Raw genomic sequence first — 24211 nt, 5'->3', positions numbered from 1 at the left:
TTTAGAGTAGCGAAGGGGTTTTAGCCGTTGCATAATGGAATGGTATAGGCTGGAGCATCGCCTCGCGCGCAGGAAGATGAGTTCATCTGAGGTTAACCGGTAAAATGGCTAAGTCGGACCGGCAGGTCAAGCTGTCCGTGTGGATTGCGGGCGAATCGGGCGAGGGCATCGTAAGCCTCGGGGAAATGATCACACGGGCGTGCACGCGGATCGGCTATCAGGTGTTCAGCTACCGGACCTTCCCCGCAGAGATTCGCGGTGGCACGGTGCTGTTCAAGCTTCGCATCGATCGCGACTCCCCCTTGACCCCCGGAGACCAAGCCGACATCATGGTCGCCCTCAACCAAGAAGGGTACGACCGCTACAAGTCCGGCATGGCGCCAGGCTCCATTCTGGTGTACGACGTGGATACCGTGCATATAGACGAGACACCCGGCGTTCACCTGATGCCGGTTCCGTTCACCCACATCGCCACCAAGGAGATCGGGTTCCGGCTCGCCAAGAACGTAGTGTGCTTCGGCTCCATCTGGACCGCGTTGGGCGGGCCGGCGGACCTTGCCGAAGCCTTCGTCAGCTCTCAGTTCGAGCGCAAGGGTGCAGAGGTAGTTGACCTGAACCTCCGCGCTTTCCGGGCGGGCCGCGACAAGATCAAGGAGCAGTCAGCCAGCGAGATCGAGCCATTGCCCGTCGGCGACCCGGTGGACGCGATGCTGGTAACTGGCAACGAGGCTGTGGCGCTCGCAGGCATCGCATCGGGAATGCACCTCTACGCAGGTTATCCGATCACGCCCGCATCCGAGATCATGGAGACGCTGGCCGTGGAGCTTCCGCGATTCGGCGGCCACATGATCCAAGCGGAGGACGAGATCGCCGCTCTAGGGATGTGCATCGGAGCCTCCTACGCTGGGCACAAAGCGATGACCGCCACCTCGGGCCCCGGGCTGTCCCTTATGGTAGAGCAGATCAACTTGGCGGGAATGGCCGAGATCCCGGTAGTGATCGTGGACGTGCAGCGCGGCGGTCCTAGCACGGGCATGCCGACCAAGACCTCACAGGGTGACCTGAACCTCGCTGCATTCGGTGTGCACAACGAGTCGCCCCGAGTAGTGCTCGCGCCAATCAGCGTCGAGGACTGCTTCTACACGACCATAGAGGCGTTCAACATCTCGGAGCGCTACCAGGTGCCGGTGATCATTCTGTCGGAGCAAGCACTGTCCGCATCGAAGGTTTCGGTGCCTCGCTTCGACCCCGACCGGATTCCTCGGTGGGAGCGAAAAGTTGTCCCGGACGGATGGCTCGGCTCGGATGGAAGCCAGGCGGAGAGCGGGCACGTGTTCCGGCGATACGAGAACACGCCGGACGGCATCTCGCCCATGCCGCGGCCGGGCACCCCCGGGCTCCAGTACACCGCCACCGGCTTGGAGCACAACGAACACGGCGACCCCGCCTATTCCCCCGAAGCGACCACGCTGATGACCGCCAAGCGATTCCGGAAGCTCAGTCACCTTCTCGAGCACCATGCGGACGAGTTCGTGTACACATTCGGAGAGGAGGGGCACGCAGACGTGGGAGTAATAGCGTGGGGCTCGTGCGTTGCACCCGTTCGCGAGGCACTGGAAAGCGCGCGGGAGCTGGGGATCAAGGTTGCGGTGTGCGCGCCGAAGATGGTGCATCCGCTGCCGTTCGTGCAGATCCAGCGGTTTGCAGAAAGAGTGGACCAGCTGCTCGCCATCGAAATGAACTGGAGCGGGCAGCTCGCCAACATGGTACGGGCGCAATGCGGCTTGTCAGTGAAGTCATTCACTAGGGACACCGGCATGCCTATCGAGCCGGCAACTGCGCTGGAGTACATCCGCACCGTTTACAGGGAGGAGGCTGCGCATGTCTGACACGGTTGCCGCGAGGTCTACGAGCGACTACCGAGCCGAACTGAAGCCCATATGGTGCCCAGGCTGCGGCGATCACGGCGTCGTGAGCTCGGTGGTCAAGGCGTATGTCAAGCTGAACCTGGACCCCGCGAAGCTGGTGATGGTGTCGGGAATCGGCTGTTCCAGCAGGCTGCCGCTGTTCATCGCCTCCTATGGGCTTCATGGCGTTCACGGGCGCACGCTGCCCACTGCAACCGGGATCAAGGCCGCTCGTCCTGACCTGTGCGTTGTGGCGGTAGGCGGCGACGGCGATGCATACTCGATCGGTGCGGGCCACCTACCTCACGCTTGCCGCCGCAACCCGGACATCACCTATATCGTGATGAATAACAGCATATACGGCCTGACCAAGGGCCAGGTCTCGCCAACGAGTTCCCTACACTTCGTCACGAAGTCGTCGCCAGAAGGAAGCATCGAGAATCCCATCAACCCATTGGAAATGGCCATCACGTACGGTGCCACCTTCATCGCACGCGGGTTCTCTGGCAAGCCGAACGACCTTGCAGAACTGATTGCTGCGGCCATCGAGCACAAAGGCTTTTCGTGGATAGACGTGATCAGCCCGTGCGTGACATTCAATAAGCAGGACACGTTCGACGCGTACAAGGAGAAGGTGGCGCCGCTTCCCGAGGACCACGACGTCTCGGACCGCGTCCAAGCCTTCGAGCGAGCCGCATCTACCAATCCCATCTACTTGGGGCTTCTACTGCAGGTAAGGAAACCTACGTTCGAAGAGGTATTGGTGAAGCGGGCGGAGCACGGTCTAGCACGAGGCGACACGTTAGACGACCTGTTCAACCGGTTTGTCTAGCACGCTCTGCTCCGATCAGCGGGAGAGTTGCCGGCTGGTGCAAAATACTCTCTGCAGGTGTCTTCCATCGCTGCCGAGCTAAGTATCATCGGGGTACTGATTCTTCTGAACGGCATCTTCGCCATGTCGGAGCTAGCGCTCGTTGCCGCGCGGAAAAGCAGGCTGCGTGCTCGGGCGGAGATGGGAGACCGTAGCGCCCTCGCAGCTCTGCGCTTGTCGGAACAACCAGAGCGTTTTCTCTCGACCGTACAGGTCGGTATCACCCTGGTCGGTGTGCTGGCGGGTGCGTTCGCCGGCGCGACGGTCGCGGGGAAGCTAGCAGAGTACTTCCGAGGAATGGATTGGCTGCACGGACGAGCGGATGCCGTGGCCATCGCCATCGTGGTAGTGATCATAACGTACTTCTCGCTGATCTTTGGAGAACTCGTCCCCAAACAGATCGCCCTTCGCGCGCCTGAGGGTGTCGCCAAGGCGGTTGCGGGACCGATGCTTCTCATTTCCTGGCTCTCGGCTCCACTGGTGTGGCTGCTATCGGTGAGCAGCCGCGGCGTGCTTGCCGTGTTGCGACTCCGGCCCACCGACACACACCTAGTCACCGAGGAGGACGTGCGCCTGGCGCTGCAGGAAGGTGCGGAGTCTGGCGCTCTACAACCAATCGAGAGCGAGATACTGCAACGGGCGGCTCGTCTCGACGAGACGAAGGCCGCGAGACTGATGACGCGGCGACCGGACATTGTCTGGCTCGATGCGCTCGCGGCGTGGGATATCAATGACAAGAAGATCGCAGACACACCACACTCCTTCTTCCCGGTCTGCGAAGGTAGTTTGGATAAGACTATCGGGATCGTAGGCATCCGCGACCTGTATGGAGCGAGAGTGCGTGGAGAGCACCCAGACCTTCGCGCTATGGCCGATGAAGCGCTGTACGTCCCGGAGAACATCACGGTTCTCCGCCTGCTGGAAAACTTTCGGGGAAGCAGGGCTGGTCTCGCGCTGGTGCTCGACGAGTTCGGGAGCGTCGAGGGACTGATCACACTCAACGACATCCTGGAGGCAATGGTTGGCGAACTGCCCTCGGTGACAGACCCGTCGGATTGGTTTCAGCAACGCGAAGACGGCTCATGGCTGGTGGACGGCCTGATGCCGCTGGAGGAGTTCAGCGAGCGAGTCGGCTTGGACAGACAGGCGCTAGGGGAGAAGGACCTTCAGACACTGGGGGGTCTAGCGAGGAGGGCGCTGGCGGGTGCGCCGAGCACCGGAGCCCACTTCGAGGTCGCAGGCCTTCGAATAGAAGTGGTAGATATGGACGGTGTGCGTGTGGACAAGCTTCTCGTGACACGACTGCCGGATGGCACCACTCCGTTGGACTAGAGAGTCCGTCCTATCAGCTGTGCCAACTCGATCCACGGGGCCGGATAGAGACCGATGATGGCAGTGAAGGCAACACACACTCCGATCGAGACTGCAAGAGCACGCGAAACGCTGATAGAAGGTGCTCCCTGCACGGGGTCGTGGATATACATCCTCTTTGCGATGATTAGGTAGTAGTACAGCGACACGGTACTAGCAACGGCGCCGAGCAGCACCAACCACCAAAGGCCGCCTTGCACTCCGGCCGTGAAGAGGTACCACTTCCCTACGAACCCTGCCAGCGGCGGGACTCCGGCGAGAGAGAGCAGGAAGATTAGGAGCGCAAATGCCAGCGGGGCATTCCGCCTGCTCAGTCCGTCATAGCTACTCAGTTGGTGTGTGCCGCTGGTTTCCCCAACCGCATGAACACAGAGGAACGCACCTGCGTTTGCGAATACGTACAGCAGCAGGTAGAGGGCCAATGCCATGCCAGCCACTGAGCGCGCTGCCGGAGCCGCCGTTGCCGCAACGGCGATCAGCAGGAAGCCGACCTGTGCCACACCGGAATAGGCGAGCAACCGCTTCACATTGGTCTGCACGATTGCGACGAGGTTGCCGAGGACGATGGTCAGCACGGCAAGCACCGAGATGATAGGCAACCAACCCGACGTCGCGAGCCCTAGCGCCACGAGTAGCACTCGTACGAGCGCAACCAGCGCCGCCGCCTTCGACGCCGTGGACAGGAACGCTACTACCATGGAAGACGAGCCCTCGTAGACGTCCGGCGCCCAGAGGTGGAACGGGGCCGCCGATATCTTGAATCCGAATCCCGCCAGGACGAATACGACACCGAGCCAAGAGTAGCTTGGAACTTGGTCGGAAAAGAGCGCACGCAAAGCGGCAAAGTCCGTCGATCCGGCCGCTCCATACAGCCAGCTCGCGCCGAATATGAACAGTGCGGAAGCGGTCGCACCTACGGTTAGAAACTTCACGGCTGCCTCGCACGACTTGCGGTCTGCGCGGCGGAAACCTGCCAACACGAACAAGCATATCGTCGAAAGCTCCAGGCCCAAGAACAGCATGAGCAAGCTGGATGCCGACACCATGAACATCATTCCTACCGCCGAGAGCAGCAGCAGGCAATGAAACTCCCCCGAGAATCCGTGCTGCACTGACGCGAGACAGACGACGCCAGCGGCGATGAGGAAGACCGCGCTGAAGAAGCGGGCATAGTCGTCCATCCACACGAGGGACTGCTCGGAGCTGGGAATGGCGGCCAAGCACACGATGCCCACGAGGCATCCAGCGGTGGCAAGCCATGCGGCAAAGGCGTCCGGCCCGCCATCGCGCCCACGCGCTGCCCTAAGGATGAGAACCAGGAGCGCGAAGCCAGTAACTACCAGATGGGGAAGGATGGGCGTCCAAACCTGAATCGGTATCACAGTTGCACTCCCAGATTCCGAATGCCGGTGTTGATCAGCTCCGTGAGCGGTCCGGGCACCACACCTACGATAATCAGGAGCGCGGCAAGGGATGACAGTGCCACCCATTCCGTGCGGCTCGCGTCGGGGGTTCCTCGCCATCGGTCCGGCATTGGACCGAGAAACACCTTTTGCACTACGCGCAACACGTATGCCGCGGTGATCACGATGCCTGTCAGCGCTACTGCGGTAACGAACGGGAAGGTCTGGAAGGACCCGAAGAACACCAGGTACTCGGCGATGAAACCGCTTGTTAGAGGCAGGCCGAACGAGGCGAGGCCGCCCACTACGAAGGCAATAGCGATTCCCGGCATCTGACGAGCTAATCCACCCATTTGCGTGATGTCGCGGATATGGGTCTTTTCGTACACCAAGCCGACCAGTGCGAAGAACAAGCCCGTCATGATGCCGTGTGAGAACATCTGCATTACGGCGCCGTTGATGCTCACGGCGTTCATCGCGGCGATGCCCAACATCACCACTCCCATGTGGCTCACGCTAGAATAGGCTATCACGTACTTCAGGTCCTTCTGCCCCATCGCCGAGAAAGCACCGTACACGATATTGATCGCAGCGATCACCGCAACGAGCGGCATCATCTCGCGTGCGGCGTCGGGCAACACACCTACACACATCCGCAACACACCATATGCCCCCAACTTCATCAGAACGCCGGCATGCAGCATCGAGACTGCAGTCGGCGCAGAAGCGTGGCCATCGGGCGACCATGTGTGAAATGGCCAGATACCGGCGAGCACGCCGAAGCCGATGTAGAAAGCGAGGAACAGCAGCCTCTGCGTCTCGAAGGCAATAGACGTCCCGCGCGAGAGTTCTGATAGGTCCAAAGACTGCGACGGATGAAGGTACTGCAAGACCAGGATGCCGGTCAGAATCAGCGCGCTGCCGAGCATGAGGTATAGGGTCAGCTTCATGGCCGAATACTCCTTCGGCCCCGTGCCCCACACACCGATGAGCAGATACATCGGCAGCACCGCGATCTCGTAGAACAGGAACAAGAAGAACAGGTCCAGCGATACGAATACGCCGAACACGCCCGTGACCAAGAACATGAGCAGCGTAAGGAACTCCTTGGAGCGATTCTCCAGGGTCCATGAGGCGAAGACTCCCGCCGTGATGATGATAGCGGTAAGTAGCACCATCGATAGGCTAATCCCATCCACGCCTAATAGGTAGCGGACGGGCAGGCCGGGCAGCCACTCATAGTTCTCGACAAACTGAAAACCCCCACGCGCTCCATCATAGCCCAGGCACAGAGCGGTTGCCGTGCATAGGGTAATGAGCGCGGCGACGAGTGCAATCATGCGCGACAGCGTCTTTCGTTCCGGCGGCACGATCAACAGGATCAGGCAGGCTACGAAGGGCGACCAGAACGTGATGGAGAGCAGATGGGCATTCAGGAAGTCCATTACCACGCCCTCACCCACACGACCCCTCCTCCGAACCGAAACCACACAGCCAACAGCACCGCGAACAGGACGAGCACGGCGACGTAGAACTGCGGCTGACCGCTCGTGGCAAGTCTCAGCAATCCACCGCCAACACCGCACAACCACGCGGTGAAGTCCACCAATCCGTTTACTACGTACTTGTCGAACCACGCCACCGCCACACCCCAAGCGACGGCTACACGCGCAACTCCCCTCTCATAGAAGTCGTCCACGTACCACTTGCGCACTAGAAACTGGTACACGGGGCTCGGCAAGCGGGTGACGGGGTCCCTGGCCGGCGCACGGCTATAGAGGACGACGCCGACTACCAATCCGAGCAGGGACAGCGCCAAAGCGGGCAACGCTGCAGAAGAGCTGAATGGATGTGGGGTCGTGCCCGGCTCCAGAAACCTCATGAGTGCGTGTGCCCACGCACCGAAGGGCAGGTTGACCGCACCAACTACGATCGCGACGAGCGCCAGGACCGTCAGCGGAATCGTCATCACCCACGGGCTCTCTCTGGCATGCTCTGCCGCAGGCGTGCGCGGCTCGCCCAGGAATGCCAGGCACCACATCCGGAACATATAGAAAGCGGTTAGGGCTGCCACTGCCGCCCCGAGCGCGTAGAACAACGTGCTGGCGTGCAGAGCAGACGCCAAGATCTCATCCTTGCTCCAGAAGCCGGAGAGTGGTGGAATGCCGGCGAGGGCGAGCGCACCGACCAAGCATGTGAACGACGTGATACGCATTCTCGAATGCAGACCACCCATTTCCCGCAGGTCCTGGCGGTGGTGCAAGGCGTGGATCACGCTGCCCGCTGTGAGGAACAGCAGCGCCTTGAAGAACGCGTGAGTGCCCAGGTGGAAGATGCCTACCGTGACACCGCCGACCGCCAGCCCCAGCATCATGTACCCGAGCTGACTGATGGTGGAATACGCCATCACCCTCTTGATATCGTACTGAACTAGAGCGATGGTGGCCCCCATCACTGCGGTGATCACACCCACCCATGCCACCACGTCGAGTGCACCGGGTGCGGCGGCGAACAGGAAGTAGGTGCGTGCTACCAGGAACACCCCGGCTGCCACCATAGTCGCAGCGTGGATGAGCGCGGACACCGGAGTCGGACCTTCCATTGCATCGGGAAGCCACACGTGTAGGGGGAACTGCGCGCTCTTGCCCATCGCTCCGAAGAACAGCAGCAACGCGCAGAGGGTAAGGAAATCTCCACCCGCGAGCCAACCCACACCGATAGGGCCCGCTGCGATTCTTTCCTGCAACGCACCTAGTTCGAAGGTGCCGGCAGCGCCGCCTAGCAAGATCACACTGCCGAGCAAGCCGAGGTCGCCGAAGCGAGTGACGATAAAAGCCTTCTTCGCTGCGTTCGCTGGGGCAGGATTGCGGTACCAGAAGCCGATCAGCAGGTAGGAGCAGATGCCCACCAGTTCCCAGCACACGTAGATGAGCCACAGGTTGTCGGCGAGAACGAGGCCAAGCATCGCGGCTGCGAACAGACCCATGTAGGTGAAGTACCGTGCGAACCCGTCGTCGCCACGCATGTAGCCTATGGAGAACATTTGCACCAGGAAGGCGACGAACGTGACTACCAACACCATGGTAACGCTTAGGGCATCTATGGTGTAGCCTACGGTCAACTGAAAGTCACCGACCGCCAGCCAAGCCTGCATCTCTCCGCTCGGTCCATCGTGCAGTAAGCCTCCAAGCGTGAAGCATGACAGCACGACACTTGTTAGTGTTGTCAGCAGGACCGGCATCGCTGCTAGCGTTCCGTTGTCGCGCCGCGTGACGAAGAACAACGCCGTCACGAACGCACCAGCCAGCGGTAGTAGAGGGATGAGCCCCGCCAGTTCTCTCATGCCCTAGCCCCGCATCTCCTTCAAGTCTTCCACGTCGGCAGACCGGAACCGGCGAAACATGCTGAGAACGATGCCGAGACCGACGGCTACCTCACACGCTGCTACCAGTATGATGATCGTAACGAACACCGGCGCTTCGATACGGCCCACCCACCGATAGCGCCAGAACGCCAAGAAGTTGATGTTCGCCGCAGCAAGCATCAACTCGATGGACATCAGCAGCGCGATGGTGTTGCGGCGCGCGATGACGCCGAACAATCCCATGCTAAACAGCAACGTTGCTGCGATCAGCCAGTGCTGAAGCGGTATCCCTTCCAATCTTTTCCTCCGTGGGTGTTTTGTCGCGATTCGCCATAGCGGGGGCCTTCTCGGCACGCGCCAGGTAGATCGCGCCAACCAGCGCTGCTAACAGCAATAGCGATGCCACCTCGAACGGCAGTACGTACTCGCCGAGGAAGCCGCGACCGATCTGCTCCGTTAGGTCGGTCGGCACCGGCGGCAATGCCGCGCTAGTACTCATGCCCTCGGTTTTCGGCAACGCGATGACCAGGAATGCCAACGCGGTACCCGTGCCGAGTGGCCACATGCGCGAGTGCGCCCGCTGTTCGACACTCATCACTTCTCGCGTCAGCATCAGAACGAACAGCAGCAGAATGGGGATGGCGCCTGCATAGATGGTTAGCTGTATCGCGAACAGCAGATCGGACTGGAGCATTAGAAATAGACAGGCAACTCCTAGAAAGCATACGATCAGCCACAGTCCCGCGTGCACCAGGTTCTTCAGCAGGACCACTGCCGCTCCTGAAGCCAGCACCAATCCCACTATGCCGTAAAACAGCACGATCTCCATCAGTCCTTCGACTCCGCTTCATGACCTTCTGCCCGTGCCGCGCGCTTCTTCTCGGCTTCCTGCTCGAGCCGCAGCAGCGTCTCTTTGTTCAGTCGTACGTTGGCGTCGCCTCCCTGTGCGAGTGCGTCGATCGTCATCACGCACTGATCCCGCTGGTACGTCGCGAACTCGTACTCTTGCCCCATGTAGATGGCATCGAAGGGACATGCTTCCACGCAGAGTTCGCAGAACATGCACCGACCCAGATCCATCGTGAACTCGTCCACTCCGGCATCAGTTCCCTTCCCCACCTTGTGCATTGTAATCACGTCCGTCGGGCACGCTTGAGCGCACAGCGTGCAGCCGACGCAGTTGAGACGTTCCTTCTCTGGATTCCATTTGAGATAGAACATTCCGCGATAGCGAGGACTGACTCTTCGTCGCTGCTGCGGGTACTGCACGGTGACCTTGCGCGCACCGAAGTTGGCGAGCGTTACGCTCATGCCCTTCAGAATGTTCACGAAGCCGACGATTAGCGAGGTGAGTGCGGTCATCGTGCCGTCCCCCCGAACACCACCGCCGCAGCGGTCCAAAGAACAGCGATCAGGCCCATCGGCACTAAAACTTTCCACGCAAAGCCTAACAACTGGTCAATGCGCACTCTCGGCAGGGTCCACCGAATCCACATCAGGAAAAACACCCCCACGTAGCTCTTGGTTAGGAACCACAGCGCACCCCAGTTGCCACCGAGACCGTCCCATCCGCCGAAGAATAGCACGATACCCAGACCAGCAGCGAAGAACGTGTTCGCGAACTCCGCGAGGAAAAAGAACGCGAACCGCATCCCCGAGTACTCGGTGTGGAAGCCGCTCACGAGTTCGGACTCCGCCTCCGGAAGGTCGAAGGGAGTGCGGTTGGTCTCGGCCAACTGGCCGATGTAGTAGATGAGCGCGGCGAGCATGAGAGGCGGATGTAGGATGAACCAATTCGGCAGCGGGATTCCGAACAAGTATCGCACACCGGCCTGTGCCGCCACGATCTCTACGGTGTTCATCGAACCCGCGTAGAAGGTGACACAGAGCAGCGCGAGGACTATCGGAATTTCGTAGCTGATGAGTTGGGCAGCAGATCGCATCCCACCTAACAGCGAGTACTTGTTGTTCGTGCCCCAACCTGCCATGATGATGCCAGTGATTGCCATCGTGGAGGCACCAACGATGAAGATGAGGGCTGCGCTGAACTCTTGCACCAACCAGCTCTCGGCAAACGGCAGTACACTGAACACCAAGAACGTCGGTAGCAGCACTATGAAAGGGGCTAAGAGGAACAAGAAGCGGTCTGCTGCCGCGGGGACGATGTCCTCCTTGGCCATCAGCTTGATTGCATCGGCGAGCGTCTGCAGCGAGCCGTAGGGCCCGGTTCGCAAAGGTCCAACACGGCTCTGGATGAAACCTGCCACCTTTCGCTCCATGTAGATGAGTAGCAGGACCGAGACTTGGATGAATGTGATGATGATCGCGCCGTGCACGAACGCTTGCGCGTAGGGCATTCCTTGCAACACGGACGCCAACCACTCTTTCAACGATCCACCTCGCCGAGCACGATGTCCAGGCTGCCGAGTATCGCCACCACATCAGCCACCTTCTGCCCCAACACCAAATCGCGCAGGATGGTCAGGTTGCAGAAAGAAGGCGCTCGGATGTGACAGCGAACGGGATTTGCCGAACCGTCACTTACCATATAGAAGGAGATCTCTCCCCTCGGGCTCTCTACCAACGAATAGGCTTCACCGGCCGGTGGCTTCAGCACCTTCGGCGTCTTCGATCGGATGGGTCCTTCGGGCATTCGGTCGAATACCTGTCGCAAGATTCGAACGCTTTCGGTGATCTCTCGGAGCCGAACCCGATACCGCGCGAACACGTCACCAACATCCTCGGTGACCACTTCGAAGTCGAGTTGGTCATACACCTCGTAGGGCCAGAACCGGCGCACGTCATGCGCGACGCCAGAGCCCCTGAGCGTCGGCCCGGACAAGCCATAGGCTATTGCCATCTCTGGTGGGATCACACCCAATCCCTCGGTGCGTGAGCGGAAGATGGGGTTATCCGAGAGCAGGCGTTCGTTCTCTTCCTGGCGCCTTATCAGGTGCTCACAGAACTCCAGTACTCCGGCATCCCAACCGTCCGGCATGTCCGCGGGCAGGCCTCCCACTCGGACCCAATTGTAGGTGAGCCGCGCGCCGGTAATAGCCTCCAGTAGTTCCAGGCACAGCTCGCGTTCGCGGAAGGCATACAGCAGCACGGTCGTTGCGCCTATGTCCGCTCCGAAAGTGCCGAGGAACACCAGGTGACTGGCGATACGGTTGAGCTCCATCAAGGCCACGCGTAGGTAGCTGGCTCGCTCGGGAACTTCGATGCCTGCGAGGCGCTCGATGGCCTGCGCACATGCAAGGTTACACGAAAGGGCGGAGAGGTAGTCCAACCTGTCCGTGAAGGGAATGAAGTGAGCGTACGGTCTGCGCTCTGCAAACTTTTCCAGACCACGATGTAGGTAGCCAATCACCGGCTCGCACTCGATCACCTCTTCGCCGTCGAGCGTAAGTATGAGCCGCAGCACCCCGTGCGTCGAGGGGTGCTGCGGACCCATGTTGATTACCATGCCCTCGGAGACGATCTCGCGCGTTTCGAGGGTAGTGGGTGCCTCGTTCACTTGCCACCTCCCACCGGGTCCGCAGGTTGCGGACCTCGGAGAGGATCGCCGCTCGGAACGGAGACGTAATCCTTTCGGAAGGGATGACCCTCCCAATCTTCCGGTAGCAGAATGCGCGCGAGGTTGGGGTGTCCCTCGAAGCGTATGCCGAACATGTCGAAGACCTCACGCTCGTGCCAGTTCATCCCGGGCCACAGAGAGGTTGACGTTGGCACGACGGGGTCCGCTCGTGACAGAGACGTGTGAATCAGGAGCGACTGCCGGCGTTCTAGCGACGCAAGCCGGTAGACGAGGACCATCTGCTCGCCAGTGTCGTAGGCGGTCAGCATCGCGGGATACGTCATCGGAGGGTCCAACTCGTCGCGGGCGAAGCGAAGCAGGTCCGGCAGGACATCCAGCGTTACGGTGACCCTGGCATCGCGTCCAGTCCATTCAGCTGCCGATATTGCATCGCCAAAGCGTGCCTGCAACTGGGGAAGGAAGCCTAGGTCCGCGGTCTCACTCATGCTTGGATCACGATGGGCTCTGGTCTGGCGGACGGGTCTTCGACATCGCGGACGAGCGACTCATTGCTGATTCGCTCCTGCAGCATCAGCAGACCGTGGATCAGGTTTTCGGGCCGCGGGGGACAGCCGTAGACGTATACGTCTACAGGCACGATGTTATCCACGCCCTTCACGATGGTCTCGGAGTCTCGGTACGGTCCGCCGGCGCTTGCGCAGCCTCCCATCGCCACCACGTACTTGGGTTCCGGCATCTGCTCGTACAGACGTCGGATGAGCGGAGCCATCTTCACAGAGACCCATCCCGCTACGATCATCACGTCGGCCTGTCTCGGCGTCGCGCGGAATAGGATCCCGAACCGATCGAGATCGTAGTGAGACGCTGCCGTCGAGATCATTTCGATGGCGCAGCAAGATAGTCCGAAGGTGAGTGACCACATCGAGGACTTGCGCGCCCACTTGAAGATCTCGTCAATCGGGCCGACAAGGATGCTTCCGCCCGGCACTTTTACCAGCATGTCGCTGAGGTTGCTCATCCGACTACTCCCACTCTAGTCCTCCCACCCTCCAGGCGTAGAACCATCCGGCGACCAAGATCGCCACGAATACCAGGATCTCCACGAAGACCACGACTTGCATTCCTTTAAGCATGGATGAGGCGATCACGGCTACGGGAAAAAGAAACGCAGATTCCACATCGAAGAGCACGAAGAGCAGCGGAAAAGTGTAGTAATGAAAGTTCATCTGGCGCCATGCGGACGAGAACGGTTGTGGGCCGCACTCATAGGCCTCCAGCTTCACCGGCGTGGGGTTCGACGGCCTCAAGAGACGCGAAACAAAGAGGGTCGTCGCAATAAACGCCAACCCCATCACCGTGAAAACGATCAGCACGATCAGCATTTTTGCCGGCTCTCCGATGAGAAAAGTAATGGTTGCTAAGGACTTCTGCGGAGCCCTCGTCACTCCTTCCAATAATCGTCCGAACCCCATCGCAGCGAAGTGGCCAGGGCCCATGGGACCTTTGCCTGCTTAGTTGCGCAAAAAAGCACGAATCCCCTCGGGCAGGTTCGCGCTCATGCTATACTGAGTTGGGCGCGCGCTCGATAATTAGAGGTGGTAAGGGACCGCCTCAGAATGTTGCCTCTTCCGCCCGCAAGCCCATGTCGGTTCCCGGCTCAGGCCCCGGATCTCGCCTGTGGGGGGCGGACGGGTTTCGAGACCGTCATCGGAGCGAACCGAGGGGGGAATAGAACGATGGCCAGGCTAATCACCGAAGACTGCATCGCCTGTGGGCTGTGTCAGCCCGAGTGCCCGAATGACGCCATTGTCCTCGACGGGACCATCTACGTGGTACGCGAAGAGCGATGCACCGAGTGCGTGGGCTTCTACGACAGACCTCATTGCGCCGAGGTCTGTCCCGTGGACGGCATCCAGGACGATCCCAACCGACGTGAGACGTCTGAAGAACTGATGGCGAAGGCTGTCCAACTCCACCCGGAACGGTTCCCGCGCGACTAACTTCGGAGAGGAACGCTACCGCCGCAACGATAGGGAGGAACGATAAGCATGTCCAACTCGAACGAGTCTCGATTGCCCTATCGAGACGAACTAGGTTTCTGCAACATCTCCATGGTGGCGTTGGGCGGGGATGGAGCCAATTCGCTCGGCAAGATGCTGTTCGACACGGCGGTTCAGGTGATGGACCTGGACGGCGGGTACGACGCGGCATACGGCTCCGAGAAGAAGGGCACTCCGACCTCCGTCTCGGTGAAGCTGTGTGAAGTAGGCACGCCCGTGCGGCAAGTCGGACCCACGAGGACCCCGCACATTCTGGTCGTCTTTCGCGAGCACCTGATCCAGGCAATGCGCCTGAATGAGGGACTCCAGGAGAACGCAACGGTGATCGTCAACACCCGCCTGACGCCGGACGAAGTGCGTGAACGCTTGAAGCTGCACAGCGGCCGCATTATCTGCTTGGACGCGACAGAGATCGCCACGAGCACGAAGTCGCGCATCAACATCCCGCTCTTTGCGCTGTTAGCCCACACGCTGGGCTTCTCGGACGACAAGATGAAGGAGATGATCGCCGGGCAGTGGCCGAAGCTGAAGGATGCGAACTTGGCGGCCTACGAGGCGGCTGCTACGCACAGCGTGTTTGCCTCCTACCCAGCGGACGGCAAGTATCCGCTCGTGCCCGTAGACTACGACCGCAAGCCCGACATCGGCTATGAAAACCAGCAGATTGGTGCGGTCGTGGAGAACGTCGAGCACCTGAACATCCGCTCTACGAAGACGATGCGCGCGGGCCTCATACCAATCTTCGATGCCGCGGCTTGCATCCACTGCGTGAAGTGCTACTTCACCTGCCCCGACCCAGGCTCGGTGGTGTTCTCCGGGGGCCAGATGATCGGGATCGACTACGATTTCTGCAAAGGGTGCCTTCGGTGCATCTATGTCTGCCCGGAGACCAAGAAGGGCAAGGCGCTGACCCAGGCCATCGAGGCCGAGCATCTAGACCTGGTGGCAGAGAACCCAGCAGGAAGAAAGGAAGTGAAGACCGGTGACGCTGTTAACGCATAAGACTGCCGAACAGAAGGTGGCCGTCCTGAGTGGCAACTACGCCGCCGCCGAGGCCATCGCTGCAATCGGCTACGACCTCGAGGGCTTCTATCCGATTACGCCGTCCAGCGAAGTGGGGGAAGCGGTCGCCGCAAAGATCGCCAAGGGCGAGCTGGAAATGGTGTTCGTGCCTGCGAACAGCGAGTTGGCGGCCATCGGCGTGTGTACGGGCGCCGCTGCGGCAGGCGCGAGGGCCGTAGACGTGACCTCGTCGCAAGGGTTGCTGCTCAAGTTCGAGGAGTTGCCGGTGCTTTCCGGCCTGCGACTGCCCATGGTGATGAACATCGCCGCGCGCGCCGTGTCGGCCCCGCTGAACATTAAGTGCGACCACTCGGACTTCCTACACACGCTGGGTACGGGATGGCTGATCCTGCTCGCCAACAACGTGCAGGAAGTGTACGACATGAACATCATCGCGCTGAAGTGGGCAGAGCGCGTTAGCCTGCCGGCGATGGTGGTGTACGATGGCTTCTTCACCAGCCATGGAACCCGACGCATCGAGATCTTCGCGAACCGCGATGACGTGAAAGCATGGGTTGGACCGAAGCCTCCGCGCCCATCCATCTTGGACATCCATAACCCGAAAACCTTCGGGCCCTACATGAACGACGACCTGATCAACAACAAGTACCAACTACACCTGGCAATGAAGGAAGCCATGGAGGTTATCCCTGGCATCCTGGAGGACTACGCCGCGTTTTCGGGCCGCAAGTACGACGTCATAGACACCTACAGGATGGAGGACAAGCCGGAAACCGTGATGTTCTCTCTCTGCTCTGCGTCCGAGACCGTTTGCGATGCCGTGGACAAGCTGCGCGAGAAGGGCGAGAAGGTCGGCTCCATCTCGCTCCGCGTGCTGCGCCCCTTCCCTTCCAGGGAGGTCGCTGACGCGTTCAAGGATGCGAAGACGGCGCTTATAGCCGAACGCGCCGATCAGTACGGTGGCCCGGCCGGATGGGTCACCAACGAGATCGCCACTGTGCTACAAGAAAAGCGCAACCACTGCCGGCTGCTGACCCGTGTTTACGGTCTCGGGGGACTGATTTTCACCTGGCAGGATGCGGAGAAGCTGTTCGAGCAGGCCATGGCCGCGAACCGGGGTGAAGACGTGCCCAAGTTCGACTACTACGGCCACTGGCCAGGCTCGCCAGAGAAGCTGCCGCCGAAGCGGTTCGAACCGGAAGACCCGAATGACTTCGTGGTGAACGAAGGGCTGGGTGAGCGAGTAAACATCCAGACGCTTCGCACGCTGGCCTCGGACATGCCACATCGCATCGCGCATCCCCAATCCTGCCCTGGGTGCGGCGCGTTCGTGAACCTGGACATCTTCCTCTCGGGGATCGACGGGCCTACGGTCCTGCTGTTCAACACCGGATGCGGAATGGTTGTCACCACGGGCTTCCCGGACACGTCGTTCCGTGTTCCCTACATGCACAATCTGTTCCACAACAACTCGTCCACCGCGGTAGGCATCGTCGAGACGTACCGCCTGGCACGCTCCAAGGGCCTGATCACCGAGGAGACCACGGTTATCGCCGTAGGCGGCGACGGGTCGGGCGACATCGGCCTCGACCAACTTCTTAGCGCGGCCATTCGCAATCACCCGTTCATCTACTTCGAGTACGACAACAACGTGTATGCGAACACCGGCGCGCAGCTGTGCTACACGGCACCCAAAGGGTTGTTCACCACCACCTCGCCGGGTGGCAAGGGCTTCCACCATAAGGACATGATCGAACTGATGCGCGGCACACACTGCCGCTACATCGTGACCATAGCCGAGACGCACGTGGAGGATGCCATCCGCAAGGCGCGGAAGGCGCAGCAGATGGTGCGCGACGGCAACTTCGTGTTCGCCAAGTCCTTTTCCGCGTGCCCGCTCAACTGGGTGACACCCGACTGGTCCGGCCCGCAGATCGTGCAAAAGGCTCTGGATAGCTGCTTCTTCCCGCTACTGGAGATCGAGAACGGGATCACGAAGCTGAACTATGACCCCGAGGCGTTGGGGAAGAAAATCCCGGTGGACCAGCTGTTCGGCGAAATGGGCAAAGCCGGCGTGTACCTGCGCGGTGAGAACCATGCTCAGGAGATCGCGGACCTGCAGGCCGAGGTGGACCGCCGCTGGCGACGCCTGAAGGCGATGCACGAGGACCCGACGCTGTAACGCACCTCCCTCCTCCTTAGACCCGACAACCGCCGGCCCGGGCAACCAACTCCCCCGGGCCGGCTGCGGTTGGGCTGCGCGTCAAAAAGCGCAACACCGTAAAAGTACCTGGCAGGAAGAAGCCGTATGCTGGCAGAATGACCGTGTACGCCATTTCGCGAAGCGTCACTGGCGAAACGACAACGGAGGGTTCGTTCATGCGGACGATGATGGTCTCCTTCGTGACAAGAGGAATCGCGTTACTTGTAGTGCTATTCGCACCGAGCGCTGCCTTTGTCCGGGCGCAGAGCACGATTCCAGACCAGACGCCACAGACGCAGTGGCGAGCCGGGGGTGCCTTTACCGGCGGCGGACGCATGGCGCCGCCTACGCCGGTTATCGGGCAGCTCGGCAGCGAGTCGGGACCGGGTGCCGACTCGTACGCCTACGACGATGGCTTCAATCTTACCGGTCGGGCCGGGGTGACGTTCACCTACGACACCAACCGGCTGATGAGTGCGGGATCACGCACCTTCACCTACGACGCGTGGGGGAGCCTGGTTGCGAGCCACTCGAACGTGGCGAACGACAACCCCTTCCGCTGGAACGGGTCGGTCGGGTACCGGTACATCGCGCCGACCGGGCTGTACCACGCCGGGGCGAGGGAGTACGACCCCACGGTGGGCCGCTGGCTTCAGCGCGACCCCATCGGCATGTCCGGCGGCCACCCCAACCTTTACGCCTACTGCGCCAACAACCCTGTGGAAGCCGCCGACCCCGACGGCCTGCGCCACTTCGCGGCGTTGGGGCGGGCGAGCAATCTGTCCGATGAGAAGAGCTGGTGGGATTGCGTCGTGGGCGGTACCGAATGGCTCCTGAGCCTGCCGTGGAAGGCGCTGAAGTGGGTTCTGGGGTACAACCAGACGAAGCTGGCGCCTGGAACGGCTGGCTTCGAGGCGATCACGGGCGACCCGTACCGCGACGGTACCGAGGAAGGCGACGAACTTGCCGATCTGATGACCAGTACGGAAACGGGGCTCGTGCCATCGGACAAACGGCCGCGAGAGGCGCCGAGCAGGTCCTAGAGAACTACGTCGGGATCGGCGTCGGCCTCGCTGGGGCAGCAGCCGGTGGCGGAGGAGGCGGAGGGTGGCAGAGCCCGTTCAAAGGCAAGTCACCACAGGAACTGGATGAGATGTTTCGGAAGAAGGGGCTTGTCCCAAGAGGTCCTGATCCGGTCTCTGGACGAGGTGGCTACGTCAACCCAAGGTCTGGCTTCTCCTATCACCTGGATCCTGATCACGGTCCACCTCATGGCCCTCATGTGGATGTGAACTACCCTAGGGTCCCCGGGCAACCAAGGCCCGAGAAAGCGACGCTGGCCGATGCGGTAGTGGAGCAAGCCCGATGATAAGCGCAGAGATTGACGATTCACGGCCAGAACCCACGGCGTATCTGTTCTACAACGCCGATGGTGGACGCTTGCTGGCCGACACGCTCGGCGCGCTGGCAGTATCTGGCGGGGAGAGACTTCTGGGGAGTTCGGCGTTGGGCGCTGATGAGACCTGCGCTACGCCCCGCTGGGGGAGAAACAGGCTGATAGACGCCGTAATTCTGACAGCCACGGAGGCCACCACGGAGGACCACTACATCCTGGTCAGCCTGGCGGAGCGCACTGAGCTACGCATCGCTGCCGACTCGCGAGGGCTCGCGGTCATCCAAGGAGTCCTCCAAGGGCACTTGGCACGCGGAGTGGCCGATCACGATCATCTCATGGCTCATTCGTGGGGTGGATGGGACCTCTCAGACGGCCCCACACCGCCAGGACACACCTGGATCGGGATGCTGACGATGGAGTTTGTGCCGTGAGTGACTCCGGGACTCAGCGACGAACCTCTGTGCCTACTGCGCCAACAACCCTGTGGAAGCCGCCGACCCAGCCGGTCTGCGCGCGGCCACGCCGGCTCCGTGGTGGGCCGGACTTTGGACCACGGACGGGCCGGGCTACGACATGGAGGAAGTCGCCGACCTTGTCTCGCGGATCACTCCTAAGCCGAGGGACTGGTTCGACAACCTCACCGACTTCTTCGCGGGGATGGGGGACTTCCTGTCCATCGGCGCCACGGAGATCGTTAGGGACCTCGGAGGGCTTGGCGATGTGGTGGACACGGGCTCTGGCTGGTACATGGGCGGCCAGGTTGCCGGCGCCGGACTGTCGATCGGCATTGGCGGAGGATTCCAGGCTGGTGGTACCGCGTGGGGGCGTGGTGCCAAGCTCATGCGCTATCGCAATACTGGAGGTGGCGGCCTGAACTTCTACAACCGTGGAGAGCGAGTGTTCGCGGCAGACATCCACAGGTGGGTGCCGAAGAAGGGTGGACCTCCAGCGCCCTGGTGGAGGTGGCCGCACTATCACAGGGGATTCGAAGGACCGGGTGGCGCCATAGGCCGCCATCGACCATGGCAAGGGTGGTAAGGTAGTGCAACCGGAGCAACCACAGCCACCGTTTCGTGTGGAGTTCAGATACGACCCGTCCGATGCTGACACGTTGTACGATTCAGGCGATGAGCTGGCAATGGATCAGGAGTTCTTCGACTCGGACGATCCAGATTACCGGGTGTGGGATGGACTAGATAGACCTGCGCACGTAAAGGCCTGGGCGACCGAGCTGAAGCTGCTCGAGTTGTATGAAGACCCGCCCGCGCACTACACCGATCCGTCCTGGCGAGTGACCACCCCAGCACGCCAGAAACCCGGCTGTGCACTCCTTGGGAGTGGCATGGCGATCGGCTTCGTGCTGGCTTGGGTTGCACTTGCGTCACTGTCCTGACACGGGCTAGGGCTGGGCGCCTGGGCCCACACTGCTTCGCTCTGAGACAGATTGAACTAACACTATGGTGAACGACCGCACAGTCCTATTCGAGGTTCACGACAGCGCCGAGTTGGATCGACTGGCATCGCTGATCCACGATGGAGAGCTCGACCTAGTACCGGCGGCGGTTGATCGAGAGACCCGTCAGGCGACACTCCATGTGCACGTGGTGGTATAGGAAGAGGGGGAGCCCCTAAAGAGCAGCTGGTGGCCTGCCCCCTTCTTGGAAGACATCTTAAGGTGAGTCCTCCCGCGTTGGTGATGATTGTGGCACGGAGCGTGTTGGAGAGAGGGAGGGCGTAGCCCGACCGAGCTCCAACACGCGTGGGGGAGCCTGGTTGCGAGCCACTCGAACGTGGTGAACGACAACCCCTTCCGCTGGAACGGGTAGGTCTGCCATCGCTCAGTGCTTAGCGCCAGCGCGCAGTGCAGCTACTCGAATGACACCTCGTAGTCTAGGCGTTCTATCGAGTTCTTGATCTTGCCGGCGATCTGGTCGAAGTCTATCAGTCGCACTGCCCAGCGGTAGGTGTATGAGCCGTCCGGGTTGGGATCGCAGTACCAGGTTCCTCGCCATCCGAGCGGCGCCGGGGGAGTCTGGACCTGCTCCACACTCGTGACACGGCGGCGCGACGTGAGTTCCGCGGTGACATACATCTGCTCGAGGTTGTAGCCCTGCCCGCACCAGTCGGACAGCGCATACGCTCCCGCGCCACGAATCACGTACAGATCCTTGTCCGCCCACTCCTTCCAGTCCGAGGGAGGAGTGAACTTGACAGGCCACCATTGCTGCGGCGCGTGAACGGAAATTGTGTGACCCGCCACGGCCACGTGCGCCGGCCGCGAGCGCGGCTTCGCTGGCAGGTGCATAACGAAGGCAGGGTCGCCGAACAGCGAGTGTATATGTAGAGAGTAGCGATAAATCCCATCGGGACCTTCCTTCAGGTCCAGTACTGCTAGTATCGTACTGTTCACCGCACGCCTGTGAGCCTGACCGATGGGGGCACCTGCTAAGACTCCGTTCCAAAACTCCTGACGTCCTGGCTCAGCCTCGGCTGGGATCTCCCTTGTCGCCCCACGGAAAGCGACCGCCCCCTGCCGAAACAGGCGCGCAACGACCGATCGATAGTCCGGCTCGCGATCGATGCATGCCGTGCCGCACCCGCCCGACTCGACGACCGCAGGGGCCATCAGCACCGTCGCGTCCCACGAGAAGGTGCTGCCCAGGCCACGCCACCAGGAGTGGCTGGCATGACTCATCACGGCGCAGTTGGCCAGAGGCGAGTGCTGGCTGAAGCTCTGTGCGCGGACGCCAGGGCTTCCGTCGGCGGGAGGGTCTACCCACGCTAGGTCCTCCTCCGTGTGTACGTAGCTTGCGTCGAAGCCGACGTTCTCGAACAGCCCTTTGTAGGTGGTCTCCCACTCGGCCTGACATGCCCGGTCCTGCCACTCAGGACTAAGCAGGTCGCGGTAGGTCAGGACGCGGCTGGCGTAGAGCGTCGCAAGCGACACGTTCTCGGCGATGACCCTCCCCACTCCTATCTCGGCAAATGGATCTTCATCGGCGTTGGCATAGGGCAGGTCGGACGCCTGCTCCTCGACCACTGCTCCGTGACCGATGATGGCCTGCGGAATGGCATCCGGGAATCCGACTAAGCAAAGGCTCTCTGGTGGTGCTCCCAGCGCGCGGTAGAAGCGGCGGAGGTCGCTACAGAGTTGCTCTGCGGTCGGCCAAGTTAGGTGCACATCAGTCTTGCCAAAGCTGGTGCGCGTCCCGAGGGAGATCGCGTAGGTCTTCCCGCCAAGTTGGACCGTGTCACCGGAAGCGAACGGTCCTTCCCCCACCTGGCCGAACAGCCCATCTCGATTCGCATCGAGCGATAGGCGTAGATTCCGCTCTTCGGGCTCACCCATCAGGACGTACGGGTACGTCTCTCGATCAAGCACGATGGTGCCTGACTTGGCGGGTGCGACAGATCTCGGGACGCCATCCGGAACCGCTCCGTCAAGTGCGAAGGATCGGGCTGCTCGCTTCCAGCGAACGTCATACGTGAGAGGAACGACGAGGCCACCGCGCCCAGCCGCCAGTAGGGCCCCTGCCAGCGAGAGCTTCCTGATTACCGTTCGGCTTCGGTCCTCTGGATTGACGGCGGCCAGATACCGGACCGCGAGCCCACGCGACCGCATCCACGCGGCAACGTCCAGCGCGTTCCGCAAAGTGGTGAGCTTCCAAGCCCGACTGCGCACCAGACTCTGGTCCAGTCCCACTGCGATCACCTCACGCACATCGAGCCTCGCCAGTTCCTCGACCGTCGCGTCGGACACACCCTGCCGCCGGGAGAACAACAGCGGTGACCTCAAGAGTGAGGCGAGCGGAGCGGCCACGAGGGCCGAGGCGTAATCGTCTTCTGAGCAGACGACCGCCATGCGACTCGTCTTCCAGTACGCGCTGCTCAGGGCCAGAGCCGCTTCCTCGGCAGACTTGGCTAGGATCGTGCGCGCCTTGCGCGCGCCGAGCACTACATCGGCGTGCCCGTCGGCGACGAGAACGACTCTGTCGGGGCGGTACCTTCGCGCATAGTCCTGTATCTCGGGCCCGATCTGGAGCGACGCATCCAAGGCAATTACGGACGGCGCTCCGTCGTTAGCCACAGTGGCTGCTGGCACGGCGGCGAGGAAAACCATGTCCTTCCAGGTCGGCGAGGCCGACAGAGGAACGAGGATCGTGGTGTGTGGCCCCGACAGTGCCCAACCCGCAGACCACGATAGCGCAATCAGACCTGAGACGAGGAAGAGGATCGGGAGCGATCTGAGGCGTCCGGGTCCGTTCATGGCCCCATTGTACAGGGCGACCACTAAGATACGTGAGCTGGCAGCCCTTGTTCTACGTGCAAAAACACTTCGGCTGCTGACCTAGCGCTGCCGAGAGAATCGCGGCAGCGGCAGCCGAAACGTGTGCGCATCATGCCAATGCAGGCGCTGCGGGCGGGCCTGTATAGTCACGCAGATGCCGCAAAGAGATGGCCAAGATCGCGAGGCTTGCGCAGGGAGTGCCCGTTGTCGCCGAACACGTGTAGCTCGCACGGGCAGCATAGCCAGACGTGGGGACGGGACATAGGCAGGAGGGCGGATGCGTGAGGTGGCTGCCAGCGACCTGCCGGCACCCCATGCATCCGCCCTGCTGCGCTGCGCTAGGCCTAGCCCTGCACCTTCGCCAACATGTGGTCAATGACATGCTTGTGTTCGCGCTGAGGGCTGAACATGATGATGTCCGCGTCCGCATCTACCCTCACGTTGTGCCCGGGAGCCCAGTAGAAAAGGTCGTTCTGTCTAACCGTCTCCTTCGCTCCACTCGCGTCAGTCGTGGTGATCTGACCACGGAGCACGAAGCCCCAGTGCGGGCACTGGCACGCGTTGCCGTCCAATCCCTCGAACAGCGCGGTCGTATCCACGCCCTCCGAGAGACTGAAGTACTCGGCACTGATCTTGCCGTAGCCGGAAGCGTCACCGAAGTCCATCCGTTGTCGGACCACGGCTCCTGGAATCTCCATCGTCACTTCCACGTCGCGCATGGAAACGTGCATCGTCTTACCTCCTAAGGTTGCAAGGGATGCTTCGACTGATGAGGTACGTCCGCCGT

At 61.2% G+C, this 24211-nt stretch carries 24 protein-coding genes; 10 read left to right on the top strand and 14 right to left on the bottom strand.

The window, feature by feature from the left end:
* The first annotated feature begins 104 nt into the window (after nt 1-104).
* From HRF45_03710 to HRF45_03700, 3 genes are read left to right on the top strand one after another with little or no spacing between them, the layout of a single operon-like run.
* Nucleotides 105-1889 carry a 2-oxoacid:acceptor oxidoreductase subunit alpha gene (locus tag HRF45_03710; protein ID MEP0765633.1) on the top strand — a complete coding sequence of 595 codons (1785 nt, stop codon included), beginning with the start codon at nt 105-107 and terminating at the stop codon, nt 1887-1889.
* Nucleotides 1882-2739, top strand: coding sequence for a 2-oxoacid:ferredoxin oxidoreductase subunit beta (locus HRF45_03705; GenBank protein ID MEP0765632.1), 858 nt, complete (start codon nt 1882-1884; stop codon nt 2737-2739). Before HRF45_03710 ends, HRF45_03705 begins: the two co-directional genes overlap by 8 nt.
* A 57-nt stretch (nt 2740-2796) precedes the next feature.
* Complete coding sequence (locus tag HRF45_03700; GenBank protein MEP0765631.1) at nt 2797-4110, top strand: HlyC/CorC family transporter; 1314 nt, start codon at nt 2797-2799, stop codon at nt 4108-4110.
* Here HRF45_03700 and HRF45_03695 read toward each other — a convergent pair.
* From HRF45_03695 to HRF45_03645, 11 genes are read right to left on the bottom strand one after another with little or no spacing between them, the layout of a single operon-like run.
* Nucleotides 4107-5531, bottom strand: coding sequence for an NADH-quinone oxidoreductase subunit N (locus HRF45_03695; protein ID MEP0765630.1), 1425 nt, complete (start codon nt 5529-5531; stop codon nt 4107-4109). The two genes, HRF45_03700 and HRF45_03695, sit on opposite strands and share 4 nt — an antisense overlap.
* Nucleotides 5528-6997, bottom strand: coding sequence for an NADH-quinone oxidoreductase subunit M (locus tag HRF45_03690; GenBank protein ID MEP0765629.1), 1470 nt, complete (start codon nt 6995-6997; stop codon nt 5528-5530). Before HRF45_03690 ends, HRF45_03695 begins: the two co-directional genes overlap by 4 nt.
* Nucleotides 6997-8895, bottom strand: coding sequence for an NADH-quinone oxidoreductase subunit L (nuoL, locus tag HRF45_03685; GenBank protein ID MEP0765628.1), 1899 nt, complete (start codon nt 8893-8895; stop codon nt 6997-6999). The genes HRF45_03690 and nuoL overlap by 1 nt, the downstream gene beginning before the upstream one ends.
* A gap of 3 nt (nt 8896-8898) precedes the next feature.
* On the bottom strand, nt 8899-9213 hold the full coding sequence (gene nuoK, locus HRF45_03680) for an NADH-quinone oxidoreductase subunit NuoK (protein ID MEP0765627.1): 315 nt from the start codon (nt 9211-9213) through the stop codon (nt 8899-8901).
* Entirely contained in the window at nt 9161-9745 is a 585-nt protein-coding gene (locus HRF45_03675; protein ID MEP0765626.1) for an NADH-quinone oxidoreductase subunit J, read from the bottom strand. Before HRF45_03675 ends, nuoK begins: the two co-directional genes overlap by 53 nt.
* On the bottom strand, nt 9745-10278 hold the full coding sequence (locus HRF45_03670) for an NADH-quinone oxidoreductase subunit I (protein ID MEP0765625.1): 534 nt from the start codon (nt 10276-10278) through the stop codon (nt 9745-9747). Before HRF45_03670 ends, HRF45_03675 begins: the two co-directional genes overlap by 1 nt.
* Nucleotides 10275-11273, bottom strand: a complete 999-nt coding sequence (gene nuoH / locus HRF45_03665) for an NADH-quinone oxidoreductase subunit NuoH (GenBank protein MEP0765624.1) — start codon at nt 11271-11273, stop codon at nt 10275-10277. Before nuoH ends, HRF45_03670 begins: the two co-directional genes overlap by 4 nt.
* A gap of 29 nt (nt 11274-11302) precedes the next feature.
* Nucleotides 11303-12382: an NADH-quinone oxidoreductase subunit D gene (locus HRF45_03660; GenBank protein ID MEP0765623.1), complete on the bottom strand. Its 1080-nt coding sequence runs from the start codon at nt 12380-12382 to the stop codon at nt 11303-11305.
* Nucleotides 12383-12429: 47 nt separating this feature from the next.
* On the bottom strand, nt 12430-12939 hold the full coding sequence (locus HRF45_03655; protein ID MEP0765622.1) for an NADH-quinone oxidoreductase subunit C: 510 nt from the start codon (nt 12937-12939) through the stop codon (nt 12430-12432).
* Nucleotides 12936-13472, bottom strand: coding sequence for an NADH-quinone oxidoreductase subunit B (locus HRF45_03650; GenBank protein MEP0765621.1), 537 nt, complete (start codon nt 13470-13472; stop codon nt 12936-12938). The genes HRF45_03655 and HRF45_03650 overlap by 4 nt, the downstream gene beginning before the upstream one ends.
* Nucleotides 13473-13476: 4 nt before the next feature.
* Nucleotides 13477-13836, bottom strand: coding sequence for an NADH-quinone oxidoreductase subunit A (locus HRF45_03645; protein MEP0765620.1), 360 nt, complete (start codon nt 13834-13836; stop codon nt 13477-13479).
* Between the two features lie 354 nt (nt 13837-14190).
* Between HRF45_03645 and HRF45_03640 the strand changes: the two genes are divergently transcribed.
* From HRF45_03640 to HRF45_03630, 3 genes are read left to right on the top strand one after another with little or no spacing between them, the layout of a single operon-like run.
* Nucleotides 14191-14454, top strand: a complete 264-nt coding sequence (locus tag HRF45_03640; GenBank protein ID MEP0765619.1) for a YfhL family 4Fe-4S dicluster ferredoxin — start codon at nt 14191-14193, stop codon at nt 14452-14454.
* 48 nt (nt 14455-14502) lie between these two features.
* Nucleotides 14503-15516 carry a 2-oxoacid:acceptor oxidoreductase family protein gene (locus HRF45_03635; GenBank protein MEP0765618.1) on the top strand — a complete coding sequence of 338 codons (1014 nt, stop codon included), beginning with the start codon at nt 14503-14505 and terminating at the stop codon, nt 15514-15516.
* On the top strand, nt 15497-17719 hold the full coding sequence (locus HRF45_03630) for a pyruvate synthase (protein MEP0765617.1): 2223 nt from the start codon (nt 15497-15499) through the stop codon (nt 17717-17719). Before HRF45_03635 ends, HRF45_03630 begins: the two co-directional genes overlap by 20 nt.
* A gap of 16 nt (nt 17720-17735) precedes the next feature.
* Here HRF45_03630 and HRF45_03625 read toward each other — a convergent pair whose 3' ends face one another.
* Nucleotides 17736-17918, bottom strand: coding sequence for a hypothetical protein (locus HRF45_03625; GenBank protein MEP0765616.1), 183 nt, complete (start codon nt 17916-17918; stop codon nt 17736-17738).
* Here HRF45_03625 and HRF45_03620 point away from each other — a divergent pair.
* The 4 genes from HRF45_03620 to HRF45_03605 all read left to right on the top strand — a co-directional run bounded on the left by HRF45_03620 (nt 17917) and on the right by HRF45_03605 (nt 20529).
* On the top strand, nt 17917-18783 hold the full coding sequence (locus tag HRF45_03620) for an RHS repeat-associated core domain-containing protein (GenBank protein MEP0765615.1): 867 nt from the start codon (nt 17917-17919) through the stop codon (nt 18781-18783). The two genes, HRF45_03625 and HRF45_03620, sit on opposite strands and share 2 nt — an antisense overlap.
* A gap of 322 nt (nt 18784-19105) precedes the next feature.
* Nucleotides 19106-19567 carry a hypothetical protein gene (locus tag HRF45_03615; protein MEP0765614.1) on the top strand — a complete coding sequence of 154 codons (462 nt, stop codon included), beginning with the start codon at nt 19106-19108 and terminating at the stop codon, nt 19565-19567.
* Nucleotides 19568-19619: 52 nt separating this feature from the next.
* Nucleotides 19620-20174, top strand: a complete 555-nt coding sequence (locus HRF45_03610) for a hypothetical protein (protein MEP0765613.1) — start codon at nt 19620-19622, stop codon at nt 20172-20174.
* Nucleotides 20175-20178: 4 nt separating this feature from the next.
* A complete protein-coding gene (locus HRF45_03605; protein ID MEP0765612.1) occupies nt 20179-20529 on the top strand; it encodes a hypothetical protein in 351 nt (116 codons plus the stop codon).
* 474 nt (nt 20530-21003) lie between these two features.
* Here HRF45_03605 and HRF45_03600 read toward each other — a convergent pair whose 3' ends face one another.
* Together HRF45_03600 and HRF45_03595 are read right to left on the bottom strand one after the other, a co-directional pair.
* The gene (locus HRF45_03600; protein ID MEP0765611.1) at nt 21004-23403 is read right to left on the bottom strand and encodes a hypothetical protein; all 2400 of its coding nucleotides are present in this window, start codon (nt 23401-23403) and stop codon (nt 21004-21006) included.
* A gap of 365 nt (nt 23404-23768) precedes the next feature.
* Nucleotides 23769-24155 carry a cupin domain-containing protein gene (locus HRF45_03595; GenBank protein MEP0765610.1) on the bottom strand — a complete coding sequence of 129 codons (387 nt, stop codon included), beginning with the start codon at nt 24153-24155 and terminating at the stop codon, nt 23769-23771.
* Nucleotides 24156-24211 lie beyond the last annotated feature (56 nt).

The organism is Fimbriimonadia bacterium, assembly GCA_039961735.1.
Taxonomy (GTDB): Bacteria; Armatimonadota; Fimbriimonadia; order Fimbriimonadales; family JABRVX01; genus JABRVX01.
The sequence above is the reverse complement of the archived record's forward strand: the minus strand, read 5'-3'. Positions and strand labels throughout refer to the sequence as shown.